18 protein-coding genes are annotated in these 21,021 nt (G+C 67.9%); 17 read left to right on the top strand and 1 reads right to left on the bottom strand.

The genetic code is table 11. The features are described from left to right. Positions 1-59 precede the first annotated feature (59 nt). From D7Y11_RS15780 to D7Y11_RS15725, 12 genes are all read left to right on the top strand, one after another. The gene (locus D7Y11_RS15780) at positions 60-794 is read left to right on the top strand and encodes a hypothetical protein (RefSeq protein WP_126934113.1); all 735 of its coding nucleotides are present in this window, start codon (positions 60-62) and stop codon (positions 792-794) included. After that, positions 787-1,857, top strand: a complete 1,071-nt coding sequence (locus D7Y11_RS15775) for a site-2 protease family protein (RefSeq protein WP_126934112.1) — start codon at positions 787-789, stop codon at positions 1,855-1,857. Before D7Y11_RS15780 ends, D7Y11_RS15775 begins: the two co-directional genes overlap by 8 nt. Then, positions 1,854-5,252, top strand: a complete 3,399-nt coding sequence (locus D7Y11_RS15770) for a serine/threonine-protein kinase (protein ID WP_126934111.1) — start codon at positions 1,854-1,856, stop codon at positions 5,250-5,252. Before D7Y11_RS15775 ends, D7Y11_RS15770 begins: the two co-directional genes overlap by 4 nt. Next, the gene (locus tag D7Y11_RS15765) at positions 5,249-6,049 is read left to right on the top strand and encodes an RNA polymerase sigma factor (protein WP_126934110.1); all 801 of its coding nucleotides are present in this window, start codon (positions 5,249-5,251) and stop codon (positions 6,047-6,049) included. Before D7Y11_RS15770 ends, D7Y11_RS15765 begins: the two co-directional genes overlap by 4 nt. Beyond that, the gene (locus D7Y11_RS15760) at positions 6,046-6,927 is read left to right on the top strand and encodes a serine/threonine-protein kinase (RefSeq protein ID WP_233607299.1); all 882 of its coding nucleotides are present in this window, start codon (positions 6,046-6,048) and stop codon (positions 6,925-6,927) included. The genes D7Y11_RS15765 and D7Y11_RS15760 overlap by 4 nt, the downstream gene beginning before the upstream one ends. A gap of 105 nt (positions 6,928-7,032) precedes the next feature. Next, a complete protein-coding gene (locus D7Y11_RS15755; RefSeq protein WP_126934109.1) occupies positions 7,033-7,923 on the top strand; it encodes a nucleotidyltransferase in 891 nt (296 codons plus the stop codon). Positions 7,924-7,959: 36 nt separating this feature from the next. After that, positions 7,960-9,762, top strand: a complete 1,803-nt coding sequence (locus D7Y11_RS15750) for an SAVED domain-containing protein (RefSeq protein ID WP_126934108.1) — start codon at positions 7,960-7,962, stop codon at positions 9,760-9,762. An 11-nt stretch (positions 9,763-9,773) separates the two neighbouring features. After that, on the top strand, positions 9,774-11,243 hold the full coding sequence (locus D7Y11_RS15745; RefSeq protein ID WP_126934107.1) for an SAVED domain-containing protein: 1,470 nt from the start codon (positions 9,774-9,776) through the stop codon (positions 11,241-11,243). Between the two features lie 145 nt (positions 11,244-11,388). Next, entirely contained in the window at positions 11,389-12,708 is a 1,320-nt protein-coding gene (locus D7Y11_RS15740; protein WP_126934106.1) for a hypothetical protein, read from the top strand. Between the two features lie 172 nt (positions 12,709-12,880). Further along, a complete protein-coding gene (locus D7Y11_RS15735; protein WP_126934105.1) occupies positions 12,881-14,164 on the top strand; it encodes a hypothetical protein in 1,284 nt (427 codons plus the stop codon). Positions 14,165-14,178: 14 nt separating this feature from the next. Next, positions 14,179-14,646 carry a hypothetical protein gene (locus D7Y11_RS15730; RefSeq protein ID WP_120577952.1) on the top strand — a complete coding sequence of 156 codons (468 nt, stop codon included), beginning with the start codon at positions 14,179-14,181 and terminating at the stop codon, positions 14,644-14,646. Between the two features lie 109 nt (positions 14,647-14,755). Beyond that, positions 14,756-15,886: a DNA replication/repair protein RecF gene (locus tag D7Y11_RS15725; protein WP_120577953.1), complete on the top strand. Its 1,131-nt coding sequence runs from the start codon at positions 14,756-14,758 to the stop codon at positions 15,884-15,886. On the opposite strand, the gene D7Y11_RS15720 is transcribed toward D7Y11_RS15725, so the two are convergent. Next, positions 15,883-16,263 carry a hypothetical protein gene (locus tag D7Y11_RS15720; protein WP_120577954.1) on the bottom strand — a complete coding sequence of 127 codons (381 nt, stop codon included), beginning with the start codon at positions 16,261-16,263 and terminating at the stop codon, positions 15,883-15,885. The genes D7Y11_RS15725 and D7Y11_RS15720 overlap by 4 nt on opposite strands. Before the next feature lie 337 nt (positions 16,264-16,600). Here D7Y11_RS15720 and D7Y11_RS15715 point away from each other — a divergent pair, with 337 nt between their 5' ends. The 5 genes from D7Y11_RS15715 to D7Y11_RS15695 all read left to right on the top strand — a co-directional run bounded on the left by D7Y11_RS15715 (position 16,601) and on the right by D7Y11_RS15695 (position 20,942). Beyond that, entirely contained in the window at positions 16,601-17,107 is a 507-nt protein-coding gene (locus D7Y11_RS15715) for a hypothetical protein (protein WP_120577955.1), read from the top strand. Beyond that, the gene (locus tag D7Y11_RS15710; RefSeq protein WP_120577956.1) at positions 17,104-17,898 is read left to right on the top strand and encodes an ABC transporter permease; all 795 of its coding nucleotides are present in this window, start codon (positions 17,104-17,106) and stop codon (positions 17,896-17,898) included. The genes D7Y11_RS15715 and D7Y11_RS15710 overlap by 4 nt, the downstream gene beginning before the upstream one ends. Positions 17,899-17,911: 13 nt before the next feature. Continuing rightward, entirely contained in the window at positions 17,912-18,742 is an 831-nt protein-coding gene (locus D7Y11_RS15705; RefSeq protein ID WP_120577957.1) for an ABC transporter ATP-binding protein, read from the top strand. After that, on the top strand, positions 18,739-19,923 hold the full coding sequence (locus tag D7Y11_RS15700) for an MlaD family protein (protein WP_126934104.1): 1,185 nt from the start codon (positions 18,739-18,741) through the stop codon (positions 19,921-19,923). The genes D7Y11_RS15705 and D7Y11_RS15700 overlap by 4 nt, the downstream gene beginning before the upstream one ends. A gap of 116 nt (positions 19,924-20,039) precedes the next feature. After that, positions 20,040-20,942 carry a zinc metalloprotease gene (locus D7Y11_RS15695; RefSeq protein WP_120579780.1) on the top strand — a complete coding sequence of 301 codons (903 nt, stop codon included), beginning with the start codon at positions 20,040-20,042 and terminating at the stop codon, positions 20,940-20,942. Positions 20,943-21,021 lie beyond the last annotated feature (79 nt).

Here is a 21,021-nt window from a genome sequence, read left to right as displayed (position 1 = left end):
GGAAGGCTTCTGTTAGGTTGGGTGGGCCCGTTTCCCTTTCTCTGTCGCAATCCCCGCCCATGACCCAGCCTGTTCCTCCGCCGTCCGATGACGCGGCGTCGCTCCAGTTCGACCGCGCCGAGTTCACCGAAGCCCCCTCGGCACCGAAGTGCTCCGTCTGTCAGCGCGCCATCAAGAGCGTGTATTACGACCTGAACACGCGCCTGCTGTGTCCCGCGTGCCGCGAGGACGTGGAGGCGGCGATGACGGGCGGCTCGAAGGCGAAGCGCTTCCTGACGGCGTCGGTGTTTGGCTTTGGAGCGGCCATCGCGGGGGCGCTCCTCTACTGGGGGGTGGGACTGACGGGCTACAACATCGGCCTCATCGCCATCGCGGTGGGGTGGATGGTGGGGACCGCGGTGTTCAAGGGCTCGGAGTCGCGCGGCGGCTGGGTCTACCAGGTGTTGGCGGTGGGGCTGACGTACTTCGCGGTGGCGGCCTCGCTCGCGCCGGATGTCTACAAGGAGCTCACGACGCAGCCTCCGGCCGAGGTGGCCACCGACGCGCCGGCGGAGGAAACGGAGGCGGTCTCCCCCGCGGTCAACGTGGTCCTCGCGGGAGTGATTTCCGTGGCTGCGCCGGTGCTGGTCGGAATCAACAGCCCCCTCTCCGGGCTCATCTACGGCTTCGCGTTGTTCGAGGCGTGGCGCCGCACCAGGCGGACGGAGCTGAGCATCGCGGGGCCGTTCAAGCTGGTGGAGGCGCCGGCCGAGGGTGAGGCCGCGCCGGCGGAGCAGGAGCGGTCCGTTGGCTGAGGCGCTCGCGGTATCGCTCCTCACGCAGCGGTGTGAGGGGTGTGGTTCGGAGCTGGCGCCCCGGCTGCTCACGTGTCCGTCGTGCCGGAAGCTGGTCCATGGGAAGCGGCTGACGCAGCTGGCGGCGGATGCACAGGCGGCGTCGCAGAGGGGCGCGTCCATGGAAGCGCTGGCGCTGTGGCGCGAGGCGCTGGACCTGTTGCCGCCGGACACGGCGCAGCACGCGCAGGTGACGGCGCGGGTGACGGCGCTGAGTCAGCAGGCGGATGCGCTGGGGTTGGCGGCGCCGCTGGCGGAGGCGGAGCGCAAGCGTTCGGGGATGCCGAAGGTGTTGGCCAGCATGGGCGCGGTGGGCCTGATGCTGTGGAAGTTCAAGTTCGTGCTGGCGCTGCTGTTGGGCAAGGGGAAGCTGCTGCTGCTCGGGCTCACGAAGGCGAGCACGCTGTTCTCCATGATGTTCGCGGTGAGCGTGTACTGGACGGTTTGGGGTTGGCGCTTCGCATTGGGAGTGGTGGCCTGCATCTACGTGCACGAGATAGGGCACGTGGCGGCGCTGCGGCGGCTGGGCATCAAGGCCAGCGCGCCCATGTTCCTCCCAGGCTTCGGGGCGGTCGTGCGCCTGAAGCAGAATCCGGTGGATGAGCGCGAGGATGCGCGCATGGGGCTCGCGGGGCCCATCTGGGGCAGCGTCGCGGTGGTGGTGACGCTGGTGGCTGCGGTGCTGACGGGGTGGAAGGTCCTGGGCGCCATCGCGCACTTCGCGGCATGGATGAACCTGTTCAACCTGGTGCCGGTGTGGCAGCTGGATGGTTCGCGAGGGTTCCGGGCCCTGGCGCGCCAACAGCGGTGGCTGGTGGTGGCCGTGGTGGGCGCGACGTGGTTCGCCACGGGAGAGAACATGCTCCTGCTCGTCGGAGGGGTGGCGGCATACCGAGCCCTGCTCACGCCTTCGTCGGAGAAGGGCGACCTGCGCACCCTGGTGGAGTTCATCGCGCTGGTGGTGGGCCTGGGCGCGCTGGGCTGGGCCGCGCAGCACTGGACGGGAGCGACGGCGGCACTGTGACTGGACCTGAGACGCCCATCCAGGTGGGCCCCTACCGGCTCCTCCGCCTGCTGGGAAGCGGAGGCATGGGGCAGGTCTTCGCGGCGCTCCACGAAGGAACCGGACAGGAGGTGGCCCTCAAGCTGCTGTCGTCCGAGGCCGCGGAGGCTCCCCATCTTGTCGCGCGCTTCCTTCAGGAAGCGCAGGCCCTGGCGCGACTCGACCATCCTGGCGTGGTGCGCGTCCTCGACAGTGGGCGGATGGGCACCACCGCGTTCCTCGCCATGGAGCTGCTCCAGGGGCAGTCCCTGCGCGAATGGATGAACGCGTCCAGGGGCGACTTCCACGGGGCCCTGGCGCTGTGCCGTCAGATCGCCAGCGTCATGGTGGACGTCCACGCACGCGGCATCGTCCACCGCGACCTGAAGCCCGAGAACATCTTCCTCTGCCCGGATGCCACGACGGCTCCGGGTCAGAGGGTGAAGCTCCTGGACTTCGGCATCGCCAAGCTGCCGCCCGGAGACGCGGGGCCCTTGGATCCGACCCAGGTCCATACGCATGAGTCGACCCTCATCGGCACGTACGCGTACATGGCGCCCGAACAGTTTCGCAGCGCCGCGACTGTCGGGCCCCGCGCGGATGTGTACTCCCTGGGGGTGGTGCTCTTCGAACTGCTCGCGGGCCGCACGCCCTTCGACTCGACCGAGCCCGTTGAACTGCTGACCGCGCATGCGCGGGAGGAGCCTCCCGCCTTGCGGCAATGTGCTCCAGATGTGCCCGGAGCACTGTCCGCATTCGTGGCCACCCTCCTCGCCAAGGAGGCGGAGGACCGGCCCACCATGGCGCGGTGCCAGCAGGTCCTGGAGCAGCCCTGGAAGCCTGAACCCGAGGTCTGCTCCATCCCGGGGCTCGCCTCCTTCACCGAGTCCCAGGCCGCGCTCTTCTATGGCCGTGACGCCGAAGTGGCGGCGCTGCTCGGGCTCCTGGAGGAAGCGCGCGTCGGGGCTCGACGCTGGGTCCAGGTGGAAGGCCCCAGTGGTGGAGGCAAGTCCTCGCTGCTCCACGCGGGACTCCTGACCCGGCTGAGGACCTTGGATATCCGGGAGGGAGCCCGATGGCTCATCGCCACGGTGCGTCCGTCGGCGACCCTCTGGGATGGCCTGGCCCAGGCGCTCACGACGGCGTTGGCCTCCGAGTCGAAGGATGCCCTGCTTGGGACGCTGCGAGCGGGGCCCACCGCGCTGCGGGACTTCGTCTCGTCGAAGACGCCACGGGGCTTCCTCCTGCTGCTGGTCCTCGAGCCCCTGGAGGAACTGCTTACGCTCGACGTGGCGGACCGGCAGGCTGTTGATGCGTTGTTGGCCGAATCCTTGAGGGGCGGCGAAGTGCCACTGCGCCTGCTCACGGCGGTGCGCGGTGATTTCCTCCATCGGATGGAACAGCAGCTCCCCGCGCTGGCCCGGAACCTTCCCGAGGCCGTGCGCTACCTGTTGCCACCCATGAGGGCGTCTGGCCTCGCGCAGGTCGTCCACGGCCTGTCACGCCACGCGGGGCTCCATCTGGAGGAAGCGCTGGCTTCGCGGATGGTGGAGGACGCCCGTGATGAGGACGGACGCCTGCCGCTGTTGAGCCATGCGTTGAGGGGTCTCTGGGGTCTGCATGCGGAAGGTTCACTGACGCTCGCGGACTACGACCGGATGGGAGGCGTGGGCGGCGCGCTGTCGCGGCAGGCAGAGGGCTTGCTGGACGCCTTGGGGCCGCAGGGGAGGGAGCGGGCGAAGTGGCTCCTTCTCGACCTGGTGCAGGTGGGCCGAGGCGTGCCCGACACCCGGCGCCCGCGTTCGCGGCAAGAGGCGCTCCATGCCGCGGGAGGCGATGGGCTGGCGGAAGAGGTCCTCTCGAAGCTGTCGGGGACGTTCCCGGGCCTGGAGCCCGGCCCGCGTCTCGTCATGCTCTCGGGAGACCCCGAACCGGCGCGGCAGCGGGTGGACCTGGCGCATGAGACGCTGTTGCAACAGGTGCCCTCGCTCGTGGGCTGGTTGGACCGCGAGCGGACGCTGCTGGAGCGGCAGGCGGACCTGGAGACGGCCGCGAGCGCCTGGGAGCAGGCCCGGAATCCGGATGAGGGGCTGCCCACGGGAGCGCTGAGGCTGCACTACCAGGGGGGCTCGGATGCTTTGGAGGAAGGCGGTCTCCAGGCAAGGCGGTTGAGTCCGCGCGCCGTGCACTTCCTGAAGGCAGCCCGAAGACTCGAGCAGCGACATGCGCGGACGCGATGGATGTGGCGGGGCTTCGCTACGCTGGCCAGCCTGTTGATCCTCATATCCGCGGTGCGCTCGGAGCAGCAGCGCCAGCGAGCGGAGGCGAATCTGGGCAGCCTCATCCAGTCCACCGACGACTTCGTGGACCAGGTGGACTGGAGGCTGAGCTGGCTGCCCTTCACCCTGGAGCCTCGCGAGACGATGCTTCAGCGCTATCACGAACTGCTCTCCTCGCTCCCCGACTCCGAACGTGAGCGGGCCACGGTCCGCCTCACCCGGATCAAGCTCTTCCACCGGATGGGAGACATGGCTTTCATCGACGCGCGCCTGTCAGACGCTGAGGGCGCGCTGGACAAGTCCTTGGAGGAACTGCGTGCCGGCCGGGCCCTTCACCCGGATGACAACGACTTGCGAAAGGCGCAGGGGCTCCATGACTCCAAGCGAGCCAAGGTGGCCTGGGCCCGGGGCCGCCGGGATGAAGCGCGAGTCCTCCTGGAGGCGTCGCTCGAATCGCTGAAGCGCTCCGACGACGGAAGGGATCCGGAGGACTCACGTCGCAGTCTGGCGGTGAGCCTGACGGAGATTGGAGACCTGGAACTCGCGAATCGGCGGCTGGAGGACGCCGTCAGGCGGTATGGGGAAGCAATCGAGCTTCACGCGCGGAACCCCGGGCCCTACAACAGCGCGCTCCTCGCCGAGACGCTGGCCGTCCGGGGATCAGCCCTTCGGATGCAGGGCGACTTCGCCCGGTCGCGGGTGGACCTGGAACGGGCGTTGGGCCTGGCGCGCGATTGCGTCCGGGCCGATAGGGGACAGCATTACTTCCAGTGGGTGCTGACCCGGGTCCTCGTGGATCTCGCCACGCTCGACACCGAGGAGGGACACGCCGCAACCGCGCGGGAACGTTACGAAGAGGCCATGACGTTGGGACAGCAACTCCGGCAGGGGGAAATGCCCAGCAAGCGCTTCGCCCTGGTCCTGCTGCAAGCCCTGTCGGGGTATGAAACCTGGGCGCGAATGCAGGGGCAGGCCTTGCTGGAACAGAAGCTCCAGCAGGAGCGCTGCGGTCTGGCGCGGGAGTTCCAGCAGAAGGACCCCGAGGACCTGAGGTTCCAGTCCGCGGGGTGCGAGGTGACGAGGGGGAATCGGGAATGAGCGGGGATGGACTGACTCTGACGGAGGCATCGATTGAAGAATTGATCCACCGGGCACGGACGGGGGAGCCCAAGGCACTGGAGGTCTTGCTGAAGCGGTGCCAGCCCGCCTTGCGGAAGTGGTCCACGGCACGCGTGGGGGATGGCCTACCCGGTGGCGCACGGGTTTCGGACGTCGTGCAGGAATCCGCGCTGAGGGCTTTCGAGAAGTTCTCCACCTTTCGTGGGCAGAGCGAAGGGGAATGGATGACCTGGCTTCGCCGTGTCGTCGCCAGTCAGGCCAGCAGCCTCGTTCGAGCGGCCCAGACGGACAAGCGGGACGCGGGAGACGTCCAGGCGCTGGATGAGACGGCGGTGGCGCCCGGACAGAGTCCCAGCCAGTTCTCCTCCCAGCAGGAAGAGTGGCGCCGGCTGCTCACGAATTTCTACGGGCTCCCGGATGACCAGCGCAGGGCGCTTTCCCTCTTCCACCTCAAGGACCTGTCGGTGGCGGAGGTGGCGGACCAGATGGGGCGAAGCCCGACCGCCATCGAGTCCCTGATGCAGCGAGGAATGAAGACGCTTCGTGAACGGATGAGGGGTGTCGAGGCGCCCGACGCGCCCATGTCTTTGCAGGAGGCCCAGCTCCACAACGCAGTGGATGCCGCAGTGCTTGTCTATTTGCGCCGGTGCTCGGCGGGGGAGCGGGTGGATCCGGAGGTCTTCGCAGCCAGCCATCCGGAGTGCGCGGATGAATTGCGCGGGATGCTCCACTGGATGGAGCAGTTGCGCGCACTCAAGCCGCCAGAGGCTTCTTGAGTGCCCGGAAGGGTGCGGGCTCCCATGCTCGCGTGAACGGCTACACGCTCCAGCAGAGGATCGCGGTGGGCGCGATGAGCGAAGTCTACGAAGCCATCCAGGATGGGCAGGGCGCGCGGGTGGCCATCAAGCTCCTGCGGCCCGAACAGTCCCTGCACGCCGAGGTCGTGGCTCGCTTCCTCAACGAAGCTCGGGCCCTGATGGCACTGCAGCATCCGAACCTGGTGCGCGCGCTGGAAATGGGGGTGATTCCGGACGGGCCGCCATTCATGGTCCTGGAATGGCTGCCCACGAACCTGCAGGAGGTGCTTCTCCATGCAGGAGGCCGTCTCCCTGCTGGAGACTGCGTGCGGGTGGTCCAGCAACTGGCCCGGGTCCTGAGCCATCTGCACGGGCAGGGCCTTGTCCACCGAGACCTGAAGCCTGCCAACGTCCTGCTGGCCCGGAGCGAACCCGGGCGAATGGAGGTCCGGCTGGCCGACCTGGGATTCGCCCGGCGGATGACGGAAGCATCGGCCTCCACGGCGGTGCTTGCGGTCTCCACGGCGCGGGAGGCGCGGCTGGGGACCTGGGACTTCATGGCGCCGGAGCAATGGGTTGACTCCAAGCGCGTGGATGGGAAGGCGGACGTGTATGCGTTGGGCATCCTGTGGTTCCAGATGCTCGTGGGGCGCCTCCCCTTCGAAGCGAGGAATGAGCAGGGATTGATGTTTCAGCACCTGCTGGAGGCTCCTCCCGTGGGGTTGCTCGAACCCCGGGCTTCTCCCGTCACCCGCGGCTGGGTGGCCCGGTTGTTGGAGAAGAATCCCGCGGAGCGTCCGGCGCTGGAGGACCTGCTTGGCGCGCTGGCTTCCTTTCCGGAGCTGCAAGGCCCGTAGGACGGCCCTGACAGGGCCCTTTTTTGAAAAGTGCATGGGTCCGCGACGGCTCCCCGCTGGTTTTCGCGTCCTTCCTGTCGAAGGCAAAAAAAGCGAGGAACGGGCATGTGGAGCGTGCGTCACGCCGTTGAGCAGTTCATCCAATCCCTGGAGTTGACCCCTGGCCAGCGCGAGGCCTGCAACGGGCAGCAGACCCGCCTGCGGGAGGTGATACAGGCTGGACTGGGTGCCCAGACCACCTTCCTCTCCGGCTCCTACGGCCGCAACACCGCCATCCGGCCGTTGCACGACATCGACATCTTCGTGGTGCTGCGGGACATCTCACTTGCCGCCCCTGGAACAGGGAAGCCGCTGGCGGACTCCCAGCACGAACTGCTCCTGCAAGTACAAGGGGTGCTTCGTGAGAAGTGGGAGAACAAGGCCCCTCCGCGCATCCAGCGGCGCTCGATCAAAATCGAGTTCTCCGGCACAGGCCTCGACTTCGACGTCGTGCCCGCCTTCAAGCTTACGGGGCGGGATGCCTTCCTCATTCCCGAGCGGGGAACGGACCGCTGGATCCAGACCAATCCACGCCTGCACGCGGAACGGTGCAGGGAGGCGGACCGGGTCGCGGGACACATGCTCAACCCCCTCATCAAGACGGTGAAGAAGTGGAACCGGCAGCAGCAGTCCAGCCCGCTGCGGTCCTTTCATCTGGAGGCAATGAGCTACAGCGCCTTCCGCGCGCCGCCCACCAATGGAGGCAAGCTGGAGACGCTCAAGACACTCTTCGAGCACCTGTCCACGAGCGTCCAGCGGCCCTGCCCGGATCCCGCGCACCTTGGCGAGGACGTGGACGCCGGCATGATCGCGACCCAACGCGTGGCGGCCCAACAGTTGCTGTCCCGCGCGGCGACGCAGTTGGGGCACGTGCTGCGAGAGGAGAAGACCGATCCCGCCCAGGCCCACAGCCGGCTGCGACAGCTCTTCGGCAACGATTACCGGGACCACGACTGAACCCAACGCCACCTCCTTCTATCGTCCGGTGGACCCATGAACCTCACCATCAACAAGAAGACCGATGCACTGCTGCTGCGCTACGAGCACGACCGTGCGGTCATCGACCCGGCGGCGCGGGCGGCCATCACGCAAGCGGGCATGGAAGCCCATCAATACGTTGAGAGTGTGGCGGTCCACGAGCTGGACTCCGAGCGGAACGTGCGCAAGCAGCGCCCTCAGGACTGGGCTGGAGCGTTCGCGGAGAACGACCGCTTCGCCGAGACGCTGACGCGCCAGGAGGCCGAGCTTGGCGTGAATCACGTGGCCGTCCATCTGTTCCCCCTGGCACCGTTGATGCTGGGGATGCACCTGGCTTCACGGCTGGAGCGACGGCCGCTGTGTGTCTACCAGCAGAACCCGAACGGGGATTGGTGGCTGGGCTATCAGCGCGGCCATGCGCCCTCGGATGAGCCCTACTTCGAGGTGGAAGGGCTGCCGACGGGGCCTCAGGGGGGACGGGGCCATGTCGCGCTCGTCGTAGAGGTGACGCGCTCCATCCGTGAGAAGGCCGTCGCGCAGTTCAAGGCGCGTCATCCCTCGGCGCTGCTGGCCACCGTTGTCCTTCGGCCCGTGCGTGGTGTGTCCCCAACAGCGTTCGAGGGCCCGGCCCAGGCCGCGAGGGCGGCGCAGCAGTTCCGGCAGGTGCTGGATGCGCTCCACGAGCGATTGGAGGGAGTGGAGTCGGTGCTACTGGCGATGGACGGTCCTGGCGCGCTTGCCGCGGCGCTGGGCACCGCCATCAACCCGGAGACGCAACATCCCCTGCGGCTGCACCACTTCGACCCGGAGACGAACGAATACATCCCCGTTCATCTCTTGCGCCCACGTCGCAAGGAGGAGCGACCGGCGGTGATCTTGACGGCGGATCAGCTGCTGGAGGCCACCCGGGTGCTGAATGAGGTCCGCAGGATCCATCAAGACTTGGTGGGCTGGCTGGGGCAGGCGGAGCAGTCCTCACTGGTGGAACACATCCAGGGCCGGGACCTGCTCCGGAGCCGCATCGAGGATGTGCCTGCGACATCCAGTGGCCCGTTCTATCGCCACCTCAAGGGACTCTGGAGCTTCCATGCCGACCTGTTGCTTGGCCTGGGGGCCCTGCGTCAGCGGCTTGCATCCGACGAGGACTGGAAAGAGTGCGTGCGCCTGCTGCTGGTGCATGAGGTCTTCCACGTCGGGCAGGGCGGGCTGACCTCCTACAACTACAGCGGGAGCGGGCGCACGGGCTTCGTACTGGAGGTCGCGGACTTCGACGCGGACGAGGTGGCCATTGAGGTGGCACTGGCGTGGCGACGGGCGAAGCATGGCGGCACCGTGAGGGATCAGGGAGAGACCCAGACCGTGGAGCAGATCGTCTGGAACGTGGTGGAGAGCCTGCGCGTCTTCGAGCCGGAGCGGCCAGTCCTGGAGCTGTCCGAGCGCAGGCTGCGGCGCTACCTCATCTGGTTCTTCCATGCCTGCCGCCTCTCGGCGCTCGCGCAACGGGCGGAGAACGCACCCGGATTGGGGCGAGTGACGATGGAGATCGCCGGTCTGCCGACCTTCCCGGACCCCTACGAGCAGTACGCGCAGCAGCGCATCCGGCTGGACAGATTCGAGAAGGACACGCCAGTGGCGGTGGCTGTCTATTTCCAACGTCAGTTGGTGCGCGAAGAGAACCACCGGGCATGGGTCGAGCGCCTGTTCCAGGTGTTCCAGGGTTGGGAGTCGATGCCTCTGAATAAGGCACGCGATGACATGCAGCTCATCTTCGAGGAGTTGTTCAACCGCAACCGTGACCTCGTCGCGCCCGGCTCGTAGGGACCTGCCGCATGGGCGAACAGAGCGCATCCCGGATGGAGGGCGACCGCTATCAGCACCTCTACAGTTGGTTCCTGTTGCTGCCATTGCTCGACGAGGACAGCCCCTTCGAGATGGCCTTCGTTGAGCACCCTGAAGCAGGGGCGGCGGATGACGTCACGCTGCATCCTCGTCCTGGTGCGGCCGTGGCACATCAGTATGTGCAGGTGAAGTGGCACGTGGACCACCGCTCGCTCTACACGCTGGAGGGCCTGACGGAGGTGGTCGGCCGGGGACGGTCGCTGCTCCAGAAGCTCTTCGCGGCCTGGCGGCTGTTGCGCGGCCATGGGCCCGTGGAGGTATGGCTGGTGAGCAACTGGCCCGCGGATCCAGAGCTGGGTCGATACCTCCAGGGGCGGGACTGGCGCCTCACCGAGGACTTCTTCGCGGAGGCTCCGACCGGGGTGCTGAAGATGGCTCGGATGCGATGGCTGGAGCACCTGGGGGCGGAGTGGGATGTCCTGCGCGCCTTCTGCGGGGCTCTTCGCCTGCGTCTGGGATTTGCGAGCATCGCGGAACTGGAAGAGCGCGTGGATGAGCGCATGCGCATGCACGGGCTGAGGCAGGGCCCGGAGCCCCGGGCCATCGCGTTGGATGGGATTCGGGAGTGGATCGAGGCCGGTGGCGAGGCCAAGCGGTTGGATAGGGCGAAGCTCCAGGTCTTCATCCGGGAGCGTGGGCTTCTGTCGCCGAGGACCGACACCCCAGGCGTGGGGTTGTGGATCCACGGGTGGGCCAGGCGCCAGTGGCGCGAACCACCGATGGTGGAATTGGACTGGACGCAGCAGTTCAACAGGGAAACCCGAGAAGTGCCGTCGGAGGTGGTCTGGCGTGAGCGATTGCTTCCTGAACTGCGAGAGGCCCGAGGCAGGCTGGCATCCCGACCACCGGAGGCGCTGATCGACTTCCGGGGCAAGGTGCCGTTGTCGGTTTCGCTGGCCGTGGGTGCCTGTTTCCCGGAAGTCGCGGGCGATCGCTTCCGGGTGGAACAGGCAACACGCGGCGAAACGGTGCTGTGGCGCTCGGACGCGACGCCAACGCGGCGGGAGCTGCGAAGCACCGAGCGAGAGGGAACACCGGACGCGAAGGACCTGCTGGTGGTGTTTCAACTCACGGGTGACGCGGGCCCGGACGTGGAGCGGTTCGAAGCCGAGCATCAGGGGCGCTTCCGCGCGGTCCTGGTGCTGGAGCCGGATGGAGGGCCGCACGATGGTGTGGTGGGCTCTGACGGAGACGCAGTCGCCTTCGCGGTGCGGGCACGCGAACTCATCCGTCAGTCCCGCGTCCGGTTTCGCACCGCCACCACGCACCTCATCCCCTATGCCCCAGCAGGCTGCTGCCTCTTTCTGGGCCAACGCCTCAATGCGATGGGCCTGGTGGTGGCCTACGAGCGGACTGCCAAGGGCGGTTACGTCCCTTTCTGGATGATGGAAACCGGGTGAAGGTCCATCCGCCTTCCAGTCGGCGCCACTCGCGAAGCCCCTCTCTGCTGTCCGCCTTCGTCGAGGGCCGTCAAGTCAGACCACCCTGGTAGTCATTGTCTCGCATGGCTGCGCGGTGGCTTCACGCAAGGCGAGGGGGCGATTCATGGGCGGAAGATGGGGCGTGGTGCTGTGTCTTCTGTTCTGGGCATGGCCTGACCGAGTGGCCGCACAGGAACTGGAACCGTCCAATGCCGCGGAGGACTGGCACTTCCTGACCCGGCTCGACGTGTCGACCCTGGCCCTGCTGCCTGGCGGCGACAGCGGGACACGCGAAGGTTTCATCCAGTTCGGTCCTACCCTGATGCTGGATGGTGGCGCGGGGTTCGGCGTCAACCTGGGGGCGCCGGTGCGGCTGCGCCTGTGGGGCGGCGTAGGGAACGCGGGTGCCTTCCGCCAGGAAGACTGGGACAGTCTGTCCGACTGGGGGCAACTGATTCGGGCTCTCAAGCTGGGGTCGAATGAAGCGCCCCTGTCGCTGTGGATGGGGGCGCTGGAGCGCTACAGCCTGCTGTCCGGGCACCTTGTGCGGCGCTACTCCAACCGCATCAACCCCGACTACCACCCGGCGGGTGGCCTCCTCACCGGGACGCTCGGCCCCCTCTACGTGGAGGCGTTTGCCTCGGACGTCCTGGGTGCTCGGCTCTTCGGGGCGGAAGCCGAGGTGGACCTGGAGCACGTCCTCTTCGGGCGGCCCGTCCAGGCCGGACGATACACGCTGGCCGTGTCCGCGGTGCACGAGAGTGGCAAGGGAGAGGGGACCTCGCCCAAGGTCACGCTGGCCCACCTGGATGGGACCGCGATGGTGTGGACGCGTCCGGGCTTCGAACTGCACCTGCTGGCCGGCTGGGGAGGCCAGCCTGGAACGGGTGGCGCATGGGGCGCGGTGGCCGGAATCGGTGCGGACGTGGAGAGCCCCGCGTTGAATGCGCGGCTGCGCTTGGAGGCGCGGCGGCAGCACGGAGGCTTCCGCCAAGATGCCTTTGGCCCGGACTACGAGCTGGCGCGCTTTCGGGCGGTGGGCGCTTCCAGTCAGCCCCTGGCGAAGGCGTCATTCCCGGACGGGGGATCTGTCTACGCCGAGGCAGACGTGAGCTGGGACGCAGAGCAGTTGGTGGGAAGGGTGCATCGGCACCTGACCTTCTCCTGGGCGGTGGAGGTCTTCACCTGGGGGCGCGTGGACACGGACGGACGCCTCGCGCTCCAGCTCTTCGATCGGAACCTGGAACTCGCCGCGAGCGTGCTGGGAATGGGCCTGGGCCAGCCGGGGGCCCGTGTCCTCGTGTCCGGAGACCTGCGCTGGCGCTTCGCAGGCAGGCTGTACGCGCTGGGGCAGGGAGGGACGCTGTTGTTCCCGGAGGCGGACGGGGCGCTGCGTCCGGGTGCCTATGCCTCGCTGGGTGTGGGAGTCGACAATGCGCGCTGAGGTGATGCTGCTGAGCGCGGTCCTGCTCGTCACGGGCTGTGTTTCCACAAGGCCGCAGTCCGGGCACTCCAGCGTCCTCAATCGAGGCTCGGGGGTCGCGCCCTTGCGTCGTCATCACGCAGAGCGCTCCCTGGACACGGAAGCCGCACGGAGCACACGGAGCCAGGTCGCCGTGCGGGCCGTCCGTCACGGCACCGAGGAGGCTGATGCCTTCGAGCGTTTGTTGATGCTCGCGGGGCTGGCCCCCTGGGACGAACTGCCCCTGCGTGCGTCCGCGCTGACGCCAACGCAGGCCGCGCGATTGTTGTCGGTGTTGCTGAAGAAGCCCGTGACCCTGGGCAACTTCCCGCCTCGCATGGGCGCGAGCCTGCTGCTGCGTGAGGTGCTGGAGGGCAGCAGCGTGTCGCGGGAAGAGCTCTTGCGCCGGACGACCCGCCTCGAACGGCTCGCGGTGTTGAGGCCCGACGGCTATCTCGCGTGGGTCATCAACGGGCGTACGCAGCAACGCGTGGGGCCGGTGGAGTGGAAGGACGGAGCCTTCGTCGCGCTGGGCTTCGAGCTGGGGCGCTTCTACGTCAACACCGGTGGCGTGTTCCGGCCGACGGGTGAGCAGCTCCAGCCCGTGTTCAATGGGTTCGTCGTGGAGGTGTACGACGACGCGGACATCCTCGGCCGCTCACTGGACGGCGCCGGGGACGCGTTCTTCGAACTGGCCATGTCCATCGGGAAGTTCCTCACCGCTCCAACGGACAGCCTCCTGGCTCTTCAACACCTGCCAGAGGGCATCGCCGCCCTCGTCGCTTCCTCGCCCGAGTACCTGGAGCGCTTCACCTTCATGACGCGAGGAGAGCAGGTCAGGGCAGTCGCGAAGCTGTTGACGGCGCTCTATGCCGGAGGAGGTGTCGCGAAGGGCTCCACTGGCGCTCTGACCACGGCGATGGGAGGCGCGGACGCCATGCTCCCCGTGCTGTCCCTCACCGGCGAGGGGGCGCTGGTGATGGAGCGCGTCGCGATTCCAGTGGGACGGATGGCCCACGCGGTGGGGACAGGTGTTGGAGGGCTGTATGTCCTTGCCTCGGCGGAGCCAGGGGGCGGAAGCGGCTTGAAGGTCGCGCCACCCGAGCGTGTGGTGAACGACCTCAAGGACTTCTCGGGGAAGCGATTCCAGGCGGGCGCAGAGACGTTCCTTCTCGACAAGAAAGGGCTCCAGCACATCCTCGAGCGGCATCACCCCCGGTATTGGGATGGGACGACGAAAGAGGCGCAGAGTTTCTTTGGCGCGAAGATGGGCTTCGAGGACGTGATTCGTGCCATCGAGGCGGTCCTTCAGCAGAACCGGGCGCGGATGGTCGGGCGAGGAACACGCGGGATGTACCAACTGAGGGGGACTGTCGATGGAGTAGAGTACGTCCTGGGACTCAACCAGGGCCGAGTCGGTCAGTTCTACCCCCGATAGGTGAAGCAAGACGCATGGTCCAGATCGCCACCTACTTCAGGCAAGGAGAGGTCTTCGTACCAATCGATGCCTTCGTCGGCCCCATCCCCGACGAGGACTACATCGAGGGCGCGATGGAATTCTCCATGGGTGGGCGCTCGATGTTGACCCGCCAGGAGTGGGACTACATCGATCAGCTGTGGGCCTATCTCGTTGGAGGAGTGGCCGACCTTCAAAGGGGGGAAACGTTCCAGACCTTCTTCCCCGATCAACCCATCGAACTGAGCATCACACCCGATGGGGTCGGTGGGCATGCCACGATGCGTGTCGTCATCGGGGGAGACGTTCGCGAGGCATCCGTAGAACTCGCCGTCCTTGTTGCCGAGGTCCTGAAGGAGGCCAGGCACTTCTTCGAGCGGATTCAGAAGGTGCTGCCCCGGGAGGCCTACCAACAGACACTCCAGGAAATCTCCACGCTGGAGCGGATGCAGGGCTCAGCCTGAAGCCGCGCGCTTCCACCCGCCCCCACCAACCGAGCGTCACCCGCTGAATCCCGCGCCCCGCCGGCCGCCGCATCTGTAGTACGAAGGTCGGCCCCTTCACGGTGACGCTGTGCGCCTCCTCTCGCTCCAGGTCCAGGACTTCCGCAACCTCCCGGCGGTGCAGCTCGCACCCAGCCCCCACTCGACCATCGCCGTGGGCCAGAACGGGCAGGGGAAGACCAACCTCCTGGAGGCGCTCTACTTCCTCGCCACCCTCAAGCCCCTCCGCGCCGGACGCCTCTCCGAACTCGTCCGCTGGGGCTCCCAGGCCGCTCGCGTCACCGGCCGCTTCCTCCTCAAGGGCGCCGAGCGCGAAATCTCCGTCGAGGTCGGCGGCGGTACCCGCCAGGCCCTCGTGGACGGCAAGAAGGCCGCCAGCCTCGAGGACTACTTCGGCGGCGTCTCCGTCGTCGCCTTCACCCCGGATGACCTGGAGGTCATCAAGGGCGGCCCCGACTCCCGCCGCGCGTTCCTCGACCGCGCCGTCTTCAACCGCTTCCCCGCCTTCCTCCGGGAAAGCCGCGAGTACGCCCGCGCCCTCAAGAACCGCAACCGCCTGCTGCGTGACGGCGCCACCGTCGACGCCGCGTACCTCGACGCTTACGACGAGACCCTCGCCCGCGCGGGCGCACGCCTCTACGCCCGCCGCCGCTCGCTGATGGCCGAGCTCGCGCCCCGCGCCCAGGCCACCTTCGCGTCCATCGGCCGCACCGTGGACCCCGCCGTCTACGGCTACCACCCCGCGCACCTCGGCGCCGACTTCGCCCACGCCGACGAGGCCGCCCTCGCCTCCGCCCTGCGCGAAGCCCTCTCCGCGCGCCTGCGCCGTGACCTGGACCGCGGCTTCACCTCCGTGGGCCCGCATGTGGACGACGTGTCCGTGACGCTGGGCGGCCGCAGCGCTCGCGCCTATGCGAGCCAGGGCCAGCAGCGCGCTTTGGTGCTGGGTTGGAAGATTGCCGAGATTGAAAACCTGGAGGCCGCCATGGGCTTCCTCCCCCTGCTGCTGCTGGATGACGTCTCCAGCGAGCTGGACCCCGAGCGCAATGCCTATCTCATGGGCTACCTCGCCCGGAGCGGCGCGCAGGTCTTCCTCACCACCACCGACGCGGGGCTCGTCCGAGCCGCCGCCGCCAGTGACTCCCTCTGGCTCACCGTCCACGCGGGACAGGTGGCCACCGAGCCTCCGTCACAACCCTAGTGCACCCGCCGCCGGTGCCAGGGCCAGTGCACCGACCGGCGCGGATGGTGGGGCAATTCCTGCCGCGTCACGTGCCCGAAGTACTCGAAGCGGAACTCCGCCCAGAGCAGCCCGAACGCCACCGCGAACAGGAACACCGCCATCGTCAGCCACCACACGGTGCTCGTCGCCAACGCGACGATGAACAACACCCCCAGCGCCGCCGCCACCCCCAGCGACACGTCGCGCAGGCGCTTCGACTCGCTGAACGCCATCCCCATCGCCAGCATGGAGAGCGCCAGGAGCGGCCACGCCAGCCAGTACGAAGTGCGCGCGTACAGGTTGGCAATCGACAGCAGGAACAACCCGAATCCGAATATCGCCAGTCCGCCGTCCATCGAATCCTCCTCGGGAGAATCCCCGGCTCCCGGCTGAACATGGGACCTCCTCTTGTCCCCATGCACCCCGACTCCCCCAGTCCGACCGGGGACACGGCGGGAGAGCGACCCCGGTACCTCCTCCGGAATAGACGACGCCTGGCCCCGGTCTCCTTCGTGTTCCCACGAACGCGTGCGCACCTGTCGCCCGGAGCCCGTTCGGGGTGCCGGGCCCTCGGCAGGCGCGAGTCCGTGAGTCGACGTTCGCTCCGACGAAGTTCTTGCGGACCTGCCGGGCGTGCACCATGACCATGCCCGCCGTCCCACCGGGCGGACCCGGGACGAACGAAATGGTGCCATGTCGCGTTTGCTGCTGACGCTCGTGCTGTCCGCCCTCCTCGCGGGGTGCCACCGCGCGACGTTCGAGGACTCGGTGCTCCGGAAGTCCGACGTGAAGTACCGCGTCGGCCCGCTGTCCAACGACGTCTGGGAGCGCCGCGGCTTCGACGACAACGACCTGGCCTTCGTGGAGCGCGGCGACACCGGCCGTGTCATCGCCACCAACTCCACGTGCCGGGACCATGACGACCCGTCCCTCCAGGTCCTCACGAAGCACCTGCTCATGGGCTTCACCGAGCGCCAGGACCTGGGCCAGCGCACCTTCACCCTGGACGACCGCGAGGCCCTGCGAAGCCGCTACGTCGCGAAGCTCGACGGCGTGCCCGTGTCCCTGGAGCTCGTGGTGGTGAAGAAGGACAACTGCGTCTTCGACTTCAGCTACGTCGCCCCCGTGGGCGCCGCCGACGCGCGCATGGCGGACTTCGAAAGCCTCTTCCAGGGCTTCCGCGCGGAGCGCCAGCGATGATGCCCGAGGGGAAGCTCTTCTCCGGAGGCGCCAGCCTCAAGGAGCGCCTGCGCGAGCGCATGGAGTCCCTGGGCGCCCTGTCCGTCATGACGGGCCAGGTGTTCAGCCGCGCCGTGCGCCCGCCCTACGACTGGGCCGGCCTCGTCTTCCACACCGAATCCCTGGGCGTGCGCTCGCTGCCCATCGCGCTGCTCACCGCGACGTTCGCCGGGCTCGTCATCTCGCTCCAGTTCGGCTACTTCCTCGCGCGCTTCGGCGTGCAGTACACCGTGGGCCGCGTGGTCATCCTCACGCTGTTCCGGGAGCTGGCCCCCGTGCTCACCGCCCTCACGGTGGGTGCGCGCATCGGGTCCGGCATCGCCGCGGAGCTGGGCTCCATGACCGTGACGGAGCAGGTGGACGCCATCCGCGCGCTGGGCGCGGATCCGTTGCGCAAGCTGGTGGTTCCGCGCGTGTTCGCGTGCCTCATCGTGATGCCGGTGCTCACCGTGTTCTCGGACGTGGTGGGCCTGGTGGGCGGCGCGCTGGTGGTGCGTTCCCAGTACGGCATCTCCCTGGACCAGTTCTTCCAGGGTGCGCTGGACGCGGTGCTGATGGGCGACTTCGTCTCCGGCGTCATCAAGGGCGCCGTGTTCGGGCTCATCATCGGCCTGGTCGGCTGCTTCAAGGGGCTGGCGGTGGAGGGCGGCACGGAGGGCGTGGGCCGCGCCACCACGCAGACGGTGGCCATCACCTCCGTCACCGTGTGCCTGGCGGACTTCTTCATCACGAAAATCACGCTCTACTTCTGAAGCCGCCCGCACCATGCGCAAGGCCCGCCACCACCACCAAGACCCCGCTGTCCCGTTCAGCTTCCGCAAGCCCACGCCGGGCGAGGAGCTCATCCGCTTCGACGGGCTCATGAAGCAGTTCGGACCCAAGCGCATCTACGACGGCGTGGACCTGGACGTGCGCGCCGGGGAGACGCTGGTGGTGCTGGGCGGCTCCGGCGTGGGCAAGAGCGTGCTGCTCAAGTGCCTCATCGGCCTGCTGCACCCGGACGGCGGCAGCATCCTGTTCGAAGGCTACGACCTGGCGAAGTTCTCCGAGGCGCAGTTCCTGGAGGTCCGCAAGCACGTGGCCATGGTGTTCCAGGGCGCGGCGCTGTTCGACTCGCTCAGCGTGGCGGACAACGTGGCGTACCCGCTGCGCGAACACTTCCCCACCATGTCCCGCGCGGAGATCCAGAAGCGCGTGGCGGAGAAGCTGGAGCTGGTGGACCTGCCCAACACGGAGAAGCTGATGCCGTCGGACTTGTCCGGCGGCATGCGCAAGCGCGTGGGCCTGGCGCGCGCCATCGCCACGGAGCCGGAGGTCATCCTCTGGGACGAGCCCACGACGGGCCTGGACCCCGTCACCACGCAGACCATCAACGAGTTGATTGAGTCGATGAAGCAGCGCCTGGGCGCCACTTCCATTGTCGTCACGCACGACATGGTGAGTGCCTTCGTGCTGGCGGACCGGATGGCCATGCTGGCCAACCGGAAGATCGTCCAGGTAGGCACCCCGGAGGAGATGCGCCGCTCCCAGGTGCCGGAGGTGCGCGCCTTCATCGACGCGCGCCGCCTGGAGTTGAACCCCCGGGGAACACCATGAGTCTCTTCACGTCGACCTCGAAGGAGAAACGCCTGGCCGTGCGAGCAGGCCTCTTCGTCGCCGTTGGCCTCGCCGTGGCAGGCGTCGTCGTCTTCTTCATCGGCCGCGAGTCCAACCTCTTCCAGCGCCAGGTCATCTTCCACACCTACTTCCCGAGCGTGGACGGCCTGAGCGACCAGTCCCCTGTGTGGATTGGCGGCCTGAAGGTGGGCCGCGTGAACAGCGTGTCCTTCTCCCAGGACCTGAAGGACAGCCGCCTGCAGGTGGAGCTCCAGGTGGCCAGCGCCTACGCCAGCCGCATCCGCGCGGACTCCGTGGCCCGCCTCACCAGCATGGGCGTCCTGGGCGACAAGGCGGTGGACATCTCCCTGGGCAGCGCGGACAAGCCCGCCGTGGAGCCCGGCGGCGTCATCCAGTCCAGCAGCGGCGGGGACCTGTCCAGTCTCATGTCCAGCGCCAGCCGCGTGATGGAGAACTCCGTCGAAATCAGCGAGTCCCTCAAGGACGCCGTGAAGGCCTACTCGAACCCGGACCTGTCGCGGGACCTGGCCCGGAGCATCGCCTCGCTGCGCAAAATCATAGAGGAGGTGGAGAAGGGCAACGGCGCCCTGCACGCGCTCATCTATGACCCGCGCACGGGCCAGGAGGTGAACACGCTGCTCGCCAACGCGTCCGGCGCCGCGAAGCGCATGGACGGCGCCCTGGGCCACGTGGAGGCCATCCTGGCCGAGGTCCGCCGCGGCGACGGCACCGCGCACGCGCTCATCTACGGGCAGGACGGCGCGGTGGCCATGCGTGAGCTGGGCGCGGCCGCCGGCCAGCTCGCGGGCCTGCTGGAGGACGCGAAGAAGAGCCCCAACGGCGCCGTGCACCAACTCGTCTACGGCGACGCCAAGGGCATGTTCGCGGACCTGGGCAGCGCCGCCGCGGACATCAAGACCATCACCGCCACCGTGGCCAAGGGCGACGGCACCCTGGGCGCGCTCGTCAACGACCCCACCGTCTACGACGACCTGCGCGAGGTGCTGGGCAACGTGAAGCGCAACCGCATCCTCCGCGCCCTGGTGCGCTTCTCCGTGAGCAACCGCGAGTCCCTGGACCAGGTGGGCGCCCCCCAGACGGCGCCCACCCCGCTCACGCCCGCCCCGGACGCGGGTGACGCTCCCGCTCCGACGCCCTGAGTAACTGTTTGAGCACATACTGTTTTACGATGTTTCCAGGACTGTCCGTGGATTGACTCTGGAGTCACTAAAATCGTATTCCTGCTCCCCCCTACTTTTCGAGGAGTTGGGAAACCATGCTTCGTCACGTCGCGCAGCGCAGTGGCCGTATCGCGGTGGTCGTTGGCACCCTGATGTCCCTGGTGGGCTGTAACAACAACGCCCCGACCACCGAGGAGCAGACTCCCGCTCCCGCGGAGGAGACCACCAACGCGCAGGCCATCCCGCACCGTGGTTGTGCGACCGTTGAGCCGTCGGCTGACGAGAAGCTGGAGATCGAGGCTGCGATCGCGGGCCGCGTGTCGGCCAAGCGCGCGGTGGGCTCGGTGAACGTGCCCGTCTACTTCCACGTCATCCGCAAGGGCACGGGCGTCGCCAACGGCGACGTTCCGGACTCGCAGATCACCGCGCAGATGAACGTGCTGAACGCGGCGTACGCCAACACCCCGTTCAAGTTCACGCTGGCCGGCACGGACCGCACGACCAACACGTCCTGGTTCGCCCTGGCGCAGGGCAGCACCAACGAGAAGAACATGAAGAACACCCTGCGCAAGGGTGGCAAGGAGTCGCTGAACATCTACACGGCGAACCTCAGCGGCGGCCTGCTGGGCTGGGCGACCTTCCCCTCCAGCTACACGTCCCAGCCGAAGATGGACGGCGTGGTCATGCTCTACAGCAGCGTCCCCGGCGGCACGGCGTCCCCCTACAACCTGGGCGACACGGGCACGCACGAAGTCGGCCACTGGGTGGGCCTGTACCACACGTTCCAGGGCGGCTGCTCCGCCTCGGGTGACTCCGTCAGCGACACGCCTCCGGAGGCCTCGCCCGCGTACGGCTGCCCCGCCGGCCGTGACACCTGCTCCGGTGGCGGCGCGGACCCCATCTACAACTTCATGGACTACACCGACGACAGCTGCATGAACCAGTTCACCGCCGGCCAGAGCGCCCGCGCGGACAGCCTGACCGCGACGTACCGCTAGAAATAAACAGCGCGGCTGTGGCCGATGTGACGACGCCGGGGTCTCCGTTCAGGGGGCTCCGGCGTTTTCCATTTCAGGA

Source organism: Corallococcus sp. AB018 (genome assembly GCF_003986945.1).
In the GTDB taxonomy this organism is placed as follows: Bacteria; Myxococcota; Myxococcia; order Myxococcales; family Myxococcaceae; genus Corallococcus; species Corallococcus exiguus.
This window is presented reverse-complemented; position numbering and strand designations above follow the sequence as displayed.